The sequence below is a fragment of the Vulgatibacter sp. genome, assembly GCF_041687135.1.
In the GTDB taxonomy this organism is placed as follows: Bacteria; Myxococcota; Myxococcia; order Myxococcales; family Vulgatibacteraceae; genus JAWLCN01.
In genome coordinates, this window is the sequence record NZ_JAWLCN010000002.1 from 394,610 (window position 1) to 409,815 (window position 15,206).

13 protein-coding genes are annotated in these 15,206 nt (G+C 70.7%); 9 read left to right on the plus strand and 4 right to left on the minus strand.

The window, feature by feature from the left end:
- Nucleotides 1–3 precede the first annotated feature (3 nt).
- From ACESMR_RS05515 to ACESMR_RS05535, 5 genes are all read left to right on the plus strand, one after another.
- The gene (locus ACESMR_RS05515) at nt 4–783 is read left to right on the plus strand and encodes a GGDEF domain-containing protein (protein WP_373045779.1); all 780 of its coding nucleotides are present in this window, start codon (nt 4–6) and stop codon (nt 781–783) included.
- 128 nt (nt 784–911) lie between these two features.
- Complete coding sequence (locus ACESMR_RS05520; protein WP_373045780.1) at nt 912–2,474, plus strand: 4-alpha-glucanotransferase; 1,563 nt, start codon at nt 912–914, stop codon at nt 2,472–2,474.
- A 68-nt stretch (nt 2,475–2,542) separates the two neighbouring features.
- Nucleotides 2,543–2,971 (plus strand): hypothetical protein, encoded by a 429-nt coding sequence (locus tag ACESMR_RS05525; RefSeq protein WP_373045781.1) that lies wholly within the window; start codon nt 2,543–2,545, stop codon nt 2,969–2,971.
- A 60-nt stretch (nt 2,972–3,031) separates the two neighbouring features.
- Nucleotides 3,032–4,447 (plus strand): MATE family efflux transporter, encoded by a 1,416-nt coding sequence (locus ACESMR_RS05530; protein ID WP_373045783.1) that lies wholly within the window; start codon nt 3,032–3,034, stop codon nt 4,445–4,447.
- A 113-nt stretch (nt 4,448–4,560) separates the two neighbouring features.
- The gene (locus tag ACESMR_RS05535; RefSeq protein ID WP_373045784.1) at nt 4,561–4,836 is read left to right on the plus strand and encodes a hypothetical protein; all 276 of its coding nucleotides are present in this window, start codon (nt 4,561–4,563) and stop codon (nt 4,834–4,836) included.
- Between the two features lie 44 nt (nt 4,837–4,880).
- On the opposite strand, the gene acnA is transcribed toward ACESMR_RS05535, so the two are convergent.
- Nucleotides 4,881–7,538: an aconitate hydratase AcnA gene (gene acnA / locus ACESMR_RS05540; protein WP_373045786.1), complete on the minus strand. Its 2,658-nt coding sequence runs from the start codon at nt 7,536–7,538 to the stop codon at nt 4,881–4,883.
- 205 nt (nt 7,539–7,743) lie between these two features.
- On the opposite strand from acnA, the gene ACESMR_RS05545 reads away from it, so the two are divergent.
- From ACESMR_RS05545 to ACESMR_RS05555, 3 genes are all read left to right on the plus strand, one after another.
- Nucleotides 7,744–8,514, plus strand: coding sequence for a hypothetical protein (locus ACESMR_RS05545; RefSeq protein WP_373045787.1), 771 nt, complete (start codon nt 7,744–7,746; stop codon nt 8,512–8,514).
- A 256-nt stretch (nt 8,515–8,770) separates the two neighbouring features.
- Nucleotides 8,771–10,102: a hypothetical protein gene (locus tag ACESMR_RS05550; RefSeq protein ID WP_373045788.1), complete on the plus strand. Its 1,332-nt coding sequence runs from the start codon at nt 8,771–8,773 to the stop codon at nt 10,100–10,102.
- Nucleotides 10,099–11,460, plus strand: coding sequence for a cation:proton antiporter (locus tag ACESMR_RS05555; RefSeq protein ID WP_373045790.1), 1,362 nt, complete (start codon nt 10,099–10,101; stop codon nt 11,458–11,460). Before ACESMR_RS05550 ends, ACESMR_RS05555 begins: the two co-directional genes overlap by 4 nt.
- Here ACESMR_RS05555 and ACESMR_RS05560 read toward each other — a convergent pair.
- Complete coding sequence (locus ACESMR_RS05560) at nt 11,384–11,920, minus strand: hypothetical protein (RefSeq protein ID WP_373045791.1); 537 nt, start codon at nt 11,918–11,920, stop codon at nt 11,384–11,386. The genes ACESMR_RS05555 and ACESMR_RS05560 overlap by 77 nt on opposite strands.
- A 1,383-nt stretch (nt 11,921–13,303) precedes the next feature.
- Here ACESMR_RS05560 and ACESMR_RS05565 point away from each other — a divergent pair.
- Nucleotides 13,304–13,879, plus strand: a complete 576-nt coding sequence (locus tag ACESMR_RS05565) for a TetR/AcrR family transcriptional regulator (protein WP_373045793.1) — start codon at nt 13,304–13,306, stop codon at nt 13,877–13,879.
- On the opposite strand, the gene ACESMR_RS05570 is transcribed toward ACESMR_RS05565, so the two are convergent.
- Complete coding sequence (locus tag ACESMR_RS05570) at nt 13,880–14,371, minus strand: dihydrofolate reductase (RefSeq protein WP_373045794.1); 492 nt, start codon at nt 14,369–14,371, stop codon at nt 13,880–13,882.
- Nucleotides 14,368–15,162 carry a thymidylate synthase gene (locus tag ACESMR_RS05575; protein ID WP_373045796.1) on the minus strand — a complete coding sequence of 265 codons (795 nt, stop codon included), beginning with the start codon at nt 15,160–15,162 and terminating at the stop codon, nt 14,368–14,370. The genes ACESMR_RS05570 and ACESMR_RS05575 overlap by 4 nt, the downstream gene beginning before the upstream one ends.
- Nucleotides 15,163–15,206 lie beyond the last annotated feature (44 nt).

The window sequence follows — 15,206 nt, forward strand, 5'->3', positions numbered from 1 at the left end:
CAGATGCCGGCTCGGATCCCACGTGGGCAGCAGGTCCTCGTCGCGACCGCGGTCCTGGTTGCGACCGCCACGCTCGGCGCGTCCCTCGTCGATCCCCCGTGGCTCCGGCTCGCTCTCGTCCTCGCGCTCGGCGTGACCAACGTGGCGGTGGCGATCGCCGTGGTGCGGGCGCAACGCGCGATGCTCCTCGAGCTCGCCCGGGAGCGCGTCTCCGAGGCGGCGCTCCGGCGCAGCAACGAGGAGCTCACCTTCCAGACGCTCCACGACCCGCTCACCGGCCTCTACAACCGGCGCTGGCTCGCCGAAGCCCTGCCCCGCGAGATCCACCGCGCCGAGCGGCGGCAGCTGCCCCTGGCGGCGCTGCTCGTCGACCTCGACCACTTCAAGCAGTTCAACGACACCTTCGGCCACCAGGCTGGCGACGAGGCGCTCCGGCAGGTGGGCCAGCTGCTGCAGCGGCACGTCCGGGCGGAGGACGTCGCCTGCCGCTACGGCGGCGAGGAATTCCTCCTCCTGCTCCCGGAGGCCGACGCAGCGGTGGCGTTGCGCCGCGCCGAGGAACTCCGGGCCGCTGCAGCGTCCCAGCCGATCCGAACCGGCAGCGGGGAGCTGCCGCCGCTTCCGCTCTCGGTGGGCGTGGCGATCCTGCAGGAGGCGGGCGGCACCGGCGACGCCCTGCTCGCCGCAGCGGACGCGGCGCTCTACGAGGCGAAGCGGCAGGGGCGCAACCGCGTGGTCCTCGCCGGAAGCGGGAGCACCGCCTCCGTGCCCGCGAGCCGCTGAGCCTGCCGGCCCGTTTCGGGGCCCAACCTTCGCGTGGTGGACACCCCCGCCGCCGGGCTGGCGCGAAGTCCCTGCGCTTCGGTTGCGACGCGCCTATCTTGGGCCTCTTTTCCGGGGAGGAATCAGACGTGACTCTGCCCAAGGGCCGCAGCGCCGGCATCCTGGTACCGCTCTTCTCGTTGCGCAGCGACCGCGGCTGGGGCGTCGGCGAATTCACCGACGTGGCGGGGATCGCGCCCTGGCTCGAGGCGGCGAAGATGCCGGTGCTGATGATGCTCCCGCTGGTGGAAGCGGCCCTCGGGCAGGACAGCCCCTACGCTGCGCTCTCGGCCTTCGCCCTCGATCCGATCTACGTCAGCCTCGACCAGATCCCCGATTTCCAGGAGATCGGCGGCGAGGGCGCGCTCTCCCCGGAGGAACACCGGGAGCTCGAGGCGGTGCGGGCCCGGGAGACGGTGGATTACGGGACGGTGCGGCGGCTCAAGAACGCCTGGCTCCACCGCTCCTTCCGGCGCTTCCACGAGAGCGGCGCCGCTGCCCGGGGTGAGCGGGCCGCCGATCTGCAGCGCTTCCGCGAGGAGCAGCGCCACTGGCTCCCGGACTACACCCTCTTCCGCGCCCTCAAGGAAGCCCACCACCTCGACTGGTGGAAGGGCTGGGGCGAGGAGCTGCGCACCAGGCAGCCCCACGCCCTCGACGCAGCCCGGCGCCAGCACGCCGACGCGATCGATTTCTTCGAGTACGTGCAGTGGATCGCCTACCGGCAGCTGGCGGCGGCGCGGCAGGAGGCACGCCGCCACGGCGTGGCGCTGGCCGGCGACCTGCCCTTCATGGTGGCCGAGGACAGCGCCGACGTCTGGGGCCGACAGGACGAGTTCGACCTCGACGCCACGGTCGGCGTGCCCCCCGACGCCTTCTCCGCCGAGGGCCAGGACTGGGGCCTGCCCGTCTACCGCTGGGACGTCCTCGCCTCCCGCGACTACGACTGGCTGCGGATGCGCGGCGCCCGCTCGGCGCAGCTCTTCGACCTCGTCCGGATCGATCACGTGGTGGGCTTCTACCGGACCTACGCCAGGCCCCGGAACAGGAGCGAGCCCTACTTCGCCCCGCCGGACGAACCCTCGCAGCGGCGCCAGGGTGAGGAGGTGATGAACGCCTTCCGCTCCGCCGGCGTCGATCTCTGCGCCGAGGATCTGGGCACGGTGCCGCCCTTCGTCCGCGAGTCGCTCACGCGAATCGGCGTTCCCGGCTACCGGGTACTCCGCTGGGAGAAGGACGACGCGGTCTTCCGCGATCCGGATCACTGGCCGGCGCTCTCGCTGGCGACCACCGGCACCCACGACACCGAGCCCGTCGCCGTGTGGTGGGACGACCTGCCGGAGCACGAGCGCCGCGCGGCGCGGGCCCTCCCTGCGCTGCGTCACCTCACCGACGAGCAGTCGAACCACTTTTCCCCGCACGTCCACCAGGCGATCCTCGAGGCGGTCTACCGCAGTGGCTCGGACCTGCTGGTGCTGCCGGTACAGGACGTCTTCGGCGTGCGGGAGCGGATCAACCTGCCGGGGACGGTCGGCCCGGAGAACTGGTCCTACCGGCTGCCCTGGAGCATCACCCAGCTCCACGGCGATCCCTTCGTGCGGGAGCGGACCCGGGTGATGGCCGAGCTGGCCGAGCGCTTCGGCCGCGGCTAGGCGAGCAGGCCTCGCAGCAGGCAGGTTCCCATCGTGGAGGGAGGTCGCCAACCAGCGAGGTCCTCTCCGTGAACCTGCCCATGCTCCAGCTCCGCAACCGCGACGGCTCGCCCTTCTCCTGGCCCGAGCTCTGGCAGCGGCGCAACGTCCTCGTCCTCGTCGCCCACGGCTCGTGCGCTTCGTGCCGCAGGGTCCTCGCCGATTGGGAGGAGCAGGCGGACGTCCTCGCCGCGGAGAACACGACCCCGATCGCCATCTTCGAGGAGGATCCGGGGGAGACCCCGCCCGGCGTGCGGGTACTCGTCGATCCCCAGCGCCGCTTCGCCAGCCAGCTCGGCATTCCGTCGGGGACGGTGCTCGCAGCCGACCGCTTCTTCGAGGTGCTCGAGCAGGAGGACGTCCACGCCATGGGCGCCGACGAGGCGGCGTCGGACTCGATCGAATGGGTCCGTCTCGCGGAGCGGCAGTGCCCCGAGTGCGGCGTCGGCACCTGGTAGGCGCCACGCCCCGGGCGAATCGGAAGCAGGCCGGTCGCTTTGCGGTTATCTTGCCGCGCGATGTACCAGCCGTCCTCCCCCTGGCTCTCCGAGCTCCGCCAGCTTCTCCGCCTCGCCGCCCCCCTCGCTGCTGCCCACGCCGGCAATCAGCTGATGGGGCTCGTCGACACCGCCATCGTCGGCAGGCTCGGCGCCGTGGAGCTCGGCGCCGTGGGCCTCGCCAACAGCCTCTTCTTCCCGCTCACCGTTCTCGGCATGGGGGCGATGATGGGGCTCGATCCCCTCGTCTCCCAGGCCCTCGGCGCCGGGGATGCGGTCCGGGCGCGGAAGCTCCTCTGGCAGGGCGTGTGGATGGCCGTGCTGGTGGGGCTCGTCCTCTCCGTGCCCATCGGCCTCGCCCCCTCCCTGCTCGTCCCCTTCGGGATCGAGCCTGCGGTCGCTGCCAAGGCGAGCAGCTACCTCTACGTGCGGCTCATCGGCCTGGTGCCGGCGCTCCTCTTCGTGGGCGTGCGCTCCTACCTGCAATCGATCGGCAGCACCCGTCCGATGCTGATCGCGGTGGTGGCTGCCAACATCTTCAACGTCGCCGCCACCCTGTTCCTCGTCTACGGCGGCGGGAGCCTGCCGGCATGGGCGGGCCCCTTGCGCCACTTCCCCGCCCTCGGGGTCGAGGGGGCGGCGCTGGCCACGACCCTCTGCACCCTCCTCCAGGTCGGGATCGTCGCCGCCGCGGTGCGGGCCGCCGCGGTCCCCGGTTTCGAGCGCGGCGACAGGCGTTTCGATCCGATCGAGTTCCGGCGGGGGCTCAAGGTCGGCGCCCCCATCGGCCTGCAATTGGGCGCCGAGGTCGGCGTCTTCGCGCTGGTGGGGCTGCTGGTCGGCAAGCTCGGCACCCACGAGCTCGCCGCACACCAGATCTCCCTCACCCTCGCCAGCTTCACCTTCACCGTGGCCATGGGCGTCGGCGCCGCAGCGTCGGTCCGGGTCGGCAGGGCGATCGGCGCCGGCGACACGCCGGCGGCACGGCTCGCCGGCATCGTCGGCCTCGCCGGCGGCGGCGGGATGATGACCCTGGGGGCGCTGCTCTTCGTGCTGATCCCGGCGCCCCTGGCGGCGCTCCTCACCGACGAGCCCGAGGTGATCGGGATGGCGGTGCCGCTCCTCCTGGTGGCGGCGGTCTTCCAGATCTCGGACGGTCTGCAGGCGGTTGGCGCCGGCGTGCTGCGGGGCGCAGGCGACACGCGCTTCCCCTTCGTCGCCAACGTGGTCGGCCACTATGCCGTCGGCCTTCCGGTGGGAATCGCCCTCGGGATGTGGTTCGGCTTCGGCGTGGGCGGCCTCTGGTGGGGCCTTTGCACCGGCCTCACCGCCGTGGCCTCTACCCTCACCGTCCGCTTCCTCCGGCTCTCCTCCCGGCCGATCCGGCCCCTGGCAGCTTCTGCAGCGGTGGCGGCGGAGCCGGCAGCTGGCGCCTGAGAGCAGGGTGGCGCCCGGCTCCTCGGGGCGCCCCACCAGCCCCATTCGGGCATGGGCCGAATCGAGCCAGCGCACCGAGATTTTCCGCAGGTCTTGGCGGGAGGTGGACGGTGATGCGTTGGGCGATCCTGCTGGCTGCTGCCGCGGCGCTTTTGCCCGCGGCTGCGGTCGCTGCGGAGGACGAGGCGGAGGAGACGGTGATCCGCGAGGACGACAAGGTCGTCTACGAGAAGAACACCCGGGTCAACTTCAACGACGGCCAGGTGGACGGCGAGCTGATCCGGCCGGAGGGCGACGTCGTGCGGGCGCAGCGCAAGGCCCGGTTCCAGTCGATGATCCAGCAGCGGCGCGACTTCAACAAGGAGTTGCGCGAGAGCATCGACGAGTAGCCCGCGCCGGGCCTCGAGCGGCCCGGCGCGTATCGCGCGGCCGATCAGGAGGCGGCGAGCTGGCGGAGCACGAAGTTGAGGATGCCGCCGTGGCGGTAGTAATCGACTTCGTTCGGCGTATCGAGGCGCGCGGTGACGCCGAAGCGCTTCTCGCCGCCCTCGCCCTTCGCCACCACCTCCAGCCGCTTGCCCGGTGAGAGCCCCTCGGCGATGCCGGCGATGGAGAAGGTCTCCCTGCCGGTGAGGCCGATGCGCTGCGCGTCCTCGCCGCCGTCGAACTGGAGCGGCAGCACGCCCATGCCGATGAGGTTCGAGCGGTGGATGCGCTCGAAGCTCTTCGCGATCACCGCCTTCACGCCGAGGAGCAGCGTGCCCTTCGCCGCCCAGTCGCGGGAGGAGCCGGTGCCGTACTCCGCGCCGGCGAGGACGACCAGCGGCACACCCTCCTGCTGGTAGCGCATCGAGGCGTCGTAGATCGACATCTCCTCGTTCGAGGGCATGTGCATGGTGACGCCGCCCTCCGTCCCCGGCACCAACTGGTTGCGGAGGCGGATGTTGGCGAAGGTGCCGCGCATCATCACTTCGTGGTTGCCGCGCCGGGCGCCGTACGAGTTGAAGTCCCGCGGCTGCACGCCCTGCTCGGTGAGGTAGCGCGCCGCGGGACTCTTCATCGAGATCGAGCCTGCCGGCGAGATGTGGTCGGTGGTGATCGAATCACCGAGTAGCGCCAGTACCCGCGCGTCGCGGACGTCCTGCAGGTCCGCCGGCTCCTTCGCGATGTTCTCGAAGAAGGGCGGGCTCCGCACGTAGGTCGAGTCGGGCTCCCAGGCGAAGGTGCTGCCGGTGGGGTTCTCCAGCGCGCGCCAGCGCTCGTCTCCCTCGAAGACCGCGCCGTATTGGGTGGCGAAATGCTCGGGCTTCACCGCAGTACGGATCGCCGCGCGGACCTCCTCCTGGGTGGGCCAGATGTCCGCGAGGTAGACCGCCTCGCCGTTCGCGTCGCAGCCGAGGGGCTCGTTGTTCGGGTCGATGTCCATGGTGCCGGCCAGCGCGTAGGCGACCACCAGCGGCGGCGAGGCCAGGTAGTTCATCCGCACGTGGGCGTTGATCCGGCCCTCGAAGTTGCGGTTGCCGGAGAGCACCGCGGCGACGGCGAGATCGCCCTTCTGCACCGCGTCGGCGATCTGCGGCGGCAGCGGCCCCGAGTTGCCGATGCAGGTGCTGCAGCCGTAGCCGGTGAGGTGGAAACCGAGCGCCTCGAGGTAGGGCGTGAGCCCCGCTTCCGCGAGGTAGTCGGTCACCGTCTTCGAGCCGGGCGCCAGCGAGGTCTTCACCCAGGGCCTGGTCTGGAGCCCGCGCTCCACCGCCTTCTTCGCGAGGAGGCCGGCGCCCAGCATCACCGCCGGGTTGGAGGTGTTGGTGCAGGAGGTGATCGAGGCGATCACCACCGAGCCGTTCTTGAGCTCGTACTGGATCGGCCCCTGCTGCACGGGGACCGCGCGCTCGAGAGCATCCTCGCCCTGCACCATCTCGCCGAGGGACTGCCGGAACGCGCCCTTCGCGTCGCGGAGGTTGATCCGATCCTGCGGCCGCTTCGGGCCGGCGAGGGAGGGCTCCACGTTGGCGAGATCGAGCTCCAGCGTGTCGGTGAACTCGGGCTCCGGCGCGTCCTTCGTATGGAAGAGTTTGTTCTCCCTGCAGTAGGCCTCGACGCGGTCGACCAACTCCTTGGAGCGGTTGGAGAAGCGCAGGTAGGCCAGCGTCTCCTCGTCCACCGGGAAGAAGCCGATGGTGGCGCCGTATTCCGGCGCCATGTTGGCGATGGTGGCGCGGTCGGGAAGCGCCAGCGAGGAGATGCCGGGGCCGTAGAACTCGACGAACTTCCCCACCACGCCCTTCTTGCGGAGCATCTGGGTCACGGTGAGGACGAGGTCGGTAGCGGTGGCGCCGGCGGGGAGGCTGCCGGTGAGCTTGAAGCCGACGACGTGGGGCACGAGCATCGAGAGCGGCTGCCCGAGCATCGCCGCCTCCGCCTCGATTCCGCCCACGCCCCAGCCCACCACGCCGAGGCCGTTGATCATCGTGGTGTGCGAGTCGGTGCCAACCAGCGTGTCGGGGAAGGCCATCCCGTCCTGCTCGAAGACGACGCTCGCCAGGTATTCGAGGTTCACCTGGTGGCAGATGCCGGTCTCGGGCGGCACCACGCTGAAGTTCCGGAAGGCCTGCTGGCCCCAGCGGAGGAAGGCGTAGCGCTCCCGGTTCCGCTCGTATTCCATCGCCGCGTTGAAGGGGAAGGCGTGGCTCGAGGCGAAGCGGTCGGTGACCACCGAATGATCGATGACGAGGTCCGCCTTGTTGAGCGGGTTGATCCGCTGGGGGTCGCCGCCCATCCGCGTGATCGCCTCGCGCATCGCCGCGAGATCCACCACCGCGGGAACGCCGGTGAAGTCCTGGAGCAGGACGCGGGCCGGGTGGAAGGCGATCTCCTTCTCGGGCCGGGCCTTCGGATCCCAGTGGAGGACCGCCTCGATCTGGTCCCGGGTCACCACCCTGCCGTCCTCGTGGCGGAGCAGGTTCTCGAGCAGCACGCGCATCGAGAAGGGGAGCCGCTCGACCCCCTGCAGCTTGCCTATCCGGTGCATCTGGTAGCGCTTGCCCCCGACGTCGAGATCACCCCTGGTGCCGAAGCTGTCCGCTGCCATGGTCTCTCCTCACGTGCTGCGCGGTTGCGCGCAAGAGAGCGACCGTAAGGGCGGGATCGGGGCGGCGCAACCCGATGGAGGACCGAATCGTCGGCGGTCCAACGGGCTGCCGCCGGCCCCCGGGAGCCGTGCCGCCCTGCAGCAGAGAAGCCTTTCGCTCCCGCTCCTTTTCGGTAGGATGGCCGGCCGCTCTGGAGGTTCTACCGTGATTCCCAACGTTCCCGCTCCCTGGCCCCGCCCGCGTTACATCTCCGCGGGACCGGCACGCATCGCCTACCTGGTGCTGCTGCCGGACGCGGTGGAGCTGGCCCAGAAGAATCATCCGCTCTTCGCCGACTTCGGCATCGAGTCGAAGTACCGGGGCGACGATCCGTCCTGGTTCGAGGGCTGGGTCAATCCGCGCAGCGCCTTCGGCTCGCTGCTGATGCGCACGCCCGGCCTCGACATGGTCGCCCTCACCCAGTGCAAGGCGGCGATGATCCTCACCGGCGAGGTGGCCGATCCGAAGGACCTCGGCCACCTGCAGCGGGCCTTCCTCGTCCTCAAGCTCCTCGCACAGAAGGCCGGCGCCGTCGCTGCCTGCGACGTCGAGTCGATGATGTGGTGGACGAAGGCGGCGCTCGAGGAGCTCCCGGACGAGTGGGAGTTCGACGTCGCGGACCACATGCGCGTGGTCTTCGAGTCGCAGGAGCGCGAGCCCGGCGCGGGCCACCTCTGCCACACCCTCGGCCTCGCCAAGTTCGGGCGCCCGGATCTGGCCATCGGCGGTGTCGCCCCCGAGCACGCGGAGGCTGCGGGCGACATGCTCGAGAACCTCGCCACCGCGCTGGCGGAAGGTGACAATTTCGAGGGCGGCGACATCGTGGAGCCCGAGGGCTTCCCGCCGCTCCGCTGCGAAGAGCTGCCGGACGACACCGGCTCCGAGGACACCACCTTCGGGAACCGCTCCATCTGGCTCGTCCCCGAGGAAGGCTAGTCTGCTGCCGCCGACTGCGAGCATCCGCCTGCTGGCGGCGTGGCTCGGCGTTCTCCTCCTTGCTGCGCAGCCCGCAGGCGCACAGCCCGCCGACGAGGCGCCTCCACCCGAGGAGGCGGCGCCGCGCGAGGAGGCGCCGGCGCCGGTCGTTCCCTACCTGCCCGGCGGGGAGATCGTCGTTCCCTACGAGAGCGGCTTCGGCCCCACGCCGGTGGAGGCCGCGCCGCGCCGTTCCGGCCGCGAGCTGCCGGAGGGCGTGGCCGCCAGGCAGGGCGCACCCGAAGTCCCCGTCGGGGAGCAGGCGCCGCCCTCTGCGGCGCCGGTGATGCAACTCGAGGAGCTTCCCGCCCGCCGCCCCGGCGTGGTGATCAAGATCCTCCTCGGCCTCGTCTTCCTCCTCGCCCTCGCCTATCTCGCCGGGCAGCGGCGGGTGCAGGCTTTGGAGCAGCGCCTCGGCATCGCGCAGCTCGTCACCGCGGGCTTTCCCTTCGTCGCGCTGGGGCTCATCGCCCGTACCCCGACGGTCGGGATCCTCACCGACGCCATCCTGGTGGAGCTCAGCCCGCTGCTCCATCTCGGGCTGGGCTGGATCGGGATCAGCATCGGCTTCCGCTTCGACGCGCGGCTCCTCGACTCGCTGCCGCAGGGGACCGCGCCCAAGGTCGCCTTCTCCACCGGCATCCCCTTCCTCACCGTCGTCGCTGCGGCAGGGCTGCTGCTCCTCGGCGAGGCAGGCTGGTCCTTTTCGTTCCGGGATCCGATCTTCCTCCGCGACGCGATGATCCTCGGCAGCGCCGGCGCGATCACCGCCCGTGCAGCCGCCCGGATCATCAGCGGCGGCGGCCCCCACGAGCCCCTCGTCCTCCAGATCATCCGGCTGGAGGAGCTCGCCGGCCTCGCGGGCATCACCCTCGTCGCCGCCTACTTCCGGCCGCAGGACGAGGAGGTGAGCTGGCGACTCCCCGGCACCGCCTGGATCTTCATCACCCTGGGGCTGGGCGCTGCGGTGGGCCTGGTAGCCTACGCCATCCTCCGCCGCAAGGCGACGCAGGCCGAATCGCAGGTCCTCCTCCTCGGTACCGTCGCGTTCGCGGCGGGGCTCGCCAGCAACCTGCTCCTCTCCCCGCTGGCGGTCTGCTTCGTCGCCGGCGTGCTCCTCGTCAACTTCCCCGGCGACTACAAGGCGCGGGTGACGACGACGCTCGCGCAGCTGGAGCGCCCGATCTACCTGCTCTTCCTCGTGATCGTGGGCGCGATCTGGAACGTGGGGGATTGGCGCGGCTGGGCGCTGATGATCGTCTTCCTCTTCGCCCGCTTCTTCGGCAAGTGGATCGGCGTGCGTCTCGGCTGGAGCCAGGGAGAGCTCTCGCTCTCGCCCAACGAGCGGCTCGTCCTCGCCGCGGCGCCGATGGGGCAGCTCTCCATCGCCATCGTGGTGAGCGCCCTGCTCCTCTACCCGCAGGGAACGGTTCCGCTCATCGTCACCGCGGTGCTCGGCGCCGCCATCGTCACCGAGGTGGCGGTGCAGCTCATCGTCCGGCAGCTGCGGAGCGCTCTCGGCCCGGGCACCGGGGAGGGCAGCGCATGAGCATCCTGCTCATCCTCGTCCTCGCGGGACTGATGTCCGCCGCCCGCTCCTTCGACGTGAGCGGCCTGCCCCACTCCGTCTCGGCGGGCCTCGCCTTCGGCTACGTGCTCCTCACCGCCTTCTTCGCCGGCAAGCTCTTCCAGCGGGTGAAGCTGCCGCGGCTGACCGGCTACATCATGGCGGGCATCCTGGTGGGTCCGAGCGTGCTCGGCCTGCTCACGCCGGTCATGGTGCAGCAGCTCCGCATCGTGAACGGCGTGGCCATCGCCCTCATCGCGCTGACCGCCGGCAACGAGCTCGACCTGCGCACCTTCCGTCCGCTCTTCCGATCGATCGGCTGGATCACCGGTGTGGCGGTGGTCGGAACGGCGCTGCTGCTCGCGGTCGCGGTCTACGCGAGCCGCGGGCTGCTGCCGTTCGCGGCGCTGATGAACCTCGAGGAGAGCATCGCCATCGCTCTCGTCCTCGGGACGGTGATGGCGGCGCAATCGCCGGCGGTGGTGGTGGCGCTGCGGGACGAGATGGAGGCCGACGGCCCGATGAGCCGCACCGTCCTCGGCGTGGTGGTGATCGCCGACCTGGTCGTCATCCTGCTCTTCGCGATCACCTCGTCGGTGGCGAAGTCGATCTTCGGCGCGCCGGGTGACGTGGTCGACACGATGGCCAAGCTCGCCTGGGAGATTTTCGGCTCCCTGGGGAGCGGCATCCTCGCGGGCATGCTGATCGCCACCTACCTGCGCAAGGTCCCGCGGGGCGGCGCGCTCTTCGTGCTCACCGTCGCCTTCGTGGTCGCCGAGGTCGGCGAGCGGATCCATTTCGACCCGCTCCTCGTGGCGCTGGCCGCGGGCATGTTCATCCGCAACGCCTCGTCCGCAGGGCCGCGGCTGCACCACGTCATCGATCTCTCGGCGCTGCCCGTCTATGTGATTTTCTTTGCAGGGGCTGGCGCCAACCTGCCCCTGGACATCCTGCTGGTGGTCGGCCTGCCCGCGGCGCTCTACGTCGGCGTGCGTGCGGCGGGCCTGCTCACCGGCGCCCGCATCGGCGCCCGCCTGAGCGGCGCGCCGGTGGCGGTGCGACGGTGGGCGGGCTTCGGCCTGCTGCCGCAGTCCGGTCTCGCCCTCGCCCTCGCCCTGCTCTTCTCCAGCACCTTCCCCGAGTTCGGCCGCGAGGCCTCCGCCCTGGTTCTCGGGGTAGTGGCCTTGAACGAGCTCACCGGCCCGATCCTCTTCCGCCTCGCCCTGGTGCGCAGCGGCGAGGCGGGCGCGAAGCGGGAGACGGTCACGCAGCCCGAGGATGCGGAGGCTGCTGGCGGCGCTGCGCCGCCATCGTTTCCGCAAGCGCCGCGTGGTCCCTGAAGAACCACCAGCACTGGATCGCAGCGGGGATGACGCCGACGCCCGCCCAGCTCAGCAACGAGGCCGCGACCCAGCAGGCCCGCTGGGCGTCGCTTTCGTGGAGCTGCGGTAGATCGAGCCCGTGCTGCTCGAGGATCGTCCGGCGCAGCGCGAGCACCTCGTTGAGGGCAAAGAGCCCGGCGAGCACGCTGCCCAGCAGGAAGAAGATGCCGACGTACCACCGCAGCGTGAGCACGCCCAGGAGGTGGGCGCCAAGGTAGCTCCCGAGGAACACCTGCACCTGCGACGCCCGCCCCGCCAGCGCCTGGTATTGCATCGCAACCCGATAGAATTTGTAGAGGGGGTAGAGCCCCAGCGTGCAGAGCCCCAGCACCAGCACGAGCTGCGGGTCGATCCGCTCCAGCTTCGTGTCGCCACCTGCCCTGCCGAGAATCGAAGAGAAGTCCACCGTCACGTTCATCGCCCGCTCCTTACGCGCCGCCTGGCGCAGCGCCCGAGGTACGAGCCGACTCTACGAGTTGCCCCGACCGCCCCGGCATCCGCCACCCGACCGATGCCCACCGGCGCCGCGGCCCGCGGCTCGCGCCCTCCTCCGCCCTACCCCGTGAAGGAGCACCTTCTCCCCACGGCACAGGAGGTGGGGTTGCACGCCGTTCAGCTGCTCGCCCCTCGCAAGGTCGACGGCCCCCGTCGCCCGACGCCCCCAACGCCGTTCTGCTCCCTCCAGAGGTTGAACGGCGTTCCGCAGCTTCCGGCGCAAGAACGCCGCCCAACTTCCGCTTGCGATGAGCGGCGGCCTCTCCGTCGTACTTTTCGTCGCGGGGTTCCGCCTGCGCATTGCGACGCGAGTGAGGCCGGTACCGCGTGGAGTCCGATGCGGATTCCGAACGCGGGTCGCCGCGAACGCGGGTCGCCGCGAACGCGGGTCGCGCACGCGAAGGTGGATATCGGTGCCGAGCCTGGCCCGATTCCGGCGCAAAATCCGACGCGGATTGCGATACCAATTTTGACGCGGATTCCAACTCGGCTTGCAACGTAGGTCCCGTCCGCAGCCTCGGTCGATAGGGACGCAGCCCCGGGCGCAATTCCGGCGCGGCCATCAGGTCAGGTCCCGTCGCGACTTACGTGGCCTCCATCGCAGGATCCGTCGCTGGATCCGTCGCAGGATCCGTCGCTGGATCCGTCGCTGGATCCGTCGCGGCCTGCGTCGCAGGATCGATGTGGACGTCGTGAATCCCTCGCGCCTACGTCGACGGGTTCGTCGGCGGCTTCGTCGCGGCCTTCATCGCGGGTTCCGTCACGCGCTCCGTCGCGGCTTCCGTCACGAGCGCCGTCGCGGGTTCCGTCTCGCGCTCCGTCGCGGGTTCCGTCACGCACTCCGTCGCGGGTTCCGTCACGAGCGCTGCCGCGTTCTGCCTCGAGCTTTCCTTCGTGGGTTCCGCCGCAGGGCCCGCCGCGAGTGCGGCTTCGCCGACCGCCGTGCCGCGGCTGCAGGGCGTTGCCGGTCCGCTGCAGGCGCGCGACGAGAGCGGCGCTCGTCGCGTGAACGGTGTTCGAAGGCGCGGGATTGCTGCACACCGTAGGAGGCGCCCTGCCGGCGCTGCACGCGAATCGGGCGGGCGGGACGACTGAACGCCGTACAACCCCTCCCCCCGTGGCGCTGCGGCAGGGCGCTCCTGTCCGGGGTAGGCCGCTACCGGCACACCTGCACGCAGGGAACCGCCTCCGTGCCGACGCCCCGGCCGTCCGATGGCGACGGGCAACACAGCTGCACCGCAGGCCGCGTCGCGGCCCAATGTCGGAGGCGGCTGCTACGTTCCCTCGTCCCAGGGGAGGGCTGCCGATGGCACGTGGAGTCGGGAAGGTGAAGAACGCATACGAGGAGATGATGAAGGAGGGCCGCAGGCTGCTGCGGGTGGGCGGTCCGGCGGCGGTGTCGCTTCGCAACATCGCCAGGGGGCTCGGCTGCTCGGCAGGGGTTTTCTACAACTACATCTGCAACGTGGAGGACGTCAGGCAGCACGTGGCACGGGAGGTATTGGGGGAGCTCCGCGCCAGCCTACGGGTCGCCGCCCGGCCGGGCGCCGGCGCCTTCCGGCTCGTGGCACAGGCCCGGGCCTATCGTTCGTTCTGGCGGATGGAGCCGGGCTCGTTCGCGTTCACGTTCCGCCACGACAGCCCCTATCCCGTGGCGAAGCAGGAGGAACTCGTCGGGTGGTTCTGGCCGGACCTGGCCCGGCTGGGAACGGAGCAGGAGGGCGTCGCCTGGTACACGCGGGTGCACGGGCTCATGCACCTCGAGATCAGCCGGGTCCTCGAGCCTGCGATGGCGGAGGCGCTGTGGCAGGACCTCTGCGGGGGCCTCGCGGCGGCAGCGCGACACCAGGCGCCCGAACCGGGAGCGCCGCAAGCGGCGTGATCAGCGGCGGCGGATCCAGGTCTCGAAGGTGAAGGCCCAGGGGTGCTTATCGTCCGGGGTCATGCCCTCGCTCGCGTCGAGCTGCCACGCGGACTCGTCGAAGGTGAAGAAGGCGTCGCCCTCCACCTCGGCGTGGACGCGGGTGAGCTCGAGTTCGTCGCAGCGCGGGAGCGCCTCGGCGAAGAGCTGCGCGCCGCCGATGATCATCACCTCTTCGGCGCCGGCCACCTCTGGTAGCGAGAGCGCCTCGTCGAGCGAATGGGCGACGACGGCGCCCTCGGCGGACCAGTCCGCCTGCTTGGTCAACACGACGTTCAGGCGCCCCGGTAGCGGCTTGCCGATCGCCTCCCAGGTCTTCCTGCCCATCACCACCGGTCGGCCCATGGTGCGGAGCTTGAAGTGCTTCAGGTCGGCGGGCAGGTGCCAGGGCATCTGGCCACCCTTGCCGATCACGCCGTTCTCGGCGGCGGCGACGATCGCGGTCAGCTTCATACGGCCACCGGTGCCTTGATCGCGGGATGGGACTGGTAGCCCTCGAGCCGGATGTGCTCGAAGCGGAAGTCGTCGATGGAGCGCACCGAAGGATCGAGCTGCAGCGTGGGCAGCGGCAGCGGCTCCCGCCGCAGCTGCTCGTCCACCTGTTCGAGGTGGTTCAGGTAGATGTGCGCGTCGCCGAAGGTGTGGACGAAGTCGCCCACCTCCAGATCGCAGACCTGCGCCACCATGTGGGTGAGCAGCGCGTAGGAGGCGATGTTGAAGGGCACGCCGAGGAAGAGGTCGGCGCTGCGCTGGTAGAGCTGGCAGCTCAGCCGCCCGTCGGCCACGTAGAATTGGAAGAGCACGTGGCAGGGCTCGAGGGCCATCTTCGGCAGATCGGCCACGTTCCAGGCGCTGACGAGGAGCCGCCGCGAGCTGGGCCGGACCTTGATCTCCTCGATCACCTTCGCCAGCTGATCGACGTGGCCGCCGTCGGCGGTAGGCCATGAGCGCCACTGCACGCCGTAGACCGGGCCAAGGTCGCCGTTCTCCTTCGCCCACTCGTCCCAGATGCCGATGCCGTGCTCCTGCAGCCAGCGCGCGTTTCCCTCGCCGCGCAGGAACCAGAGGAGCTCCCCGACCACGCCCTTCCAGAAGAGCTTCTTGGTGGTCACCGCCGGGAAGCCCTGCCGCAGGTCGAAGCGCAGCTGGTGCCCGAAGATGCTCAAGGTGCCGGTGCCGGTGCGATCGCCCCGCTGCACGCCGGCCTCGCGCACGTGGCGCAGGAGCTCGAGATAGGACCTCATGGGCCGAGCGTCATATCATCAGGCGGGAAGAAACGGGAGCGCCC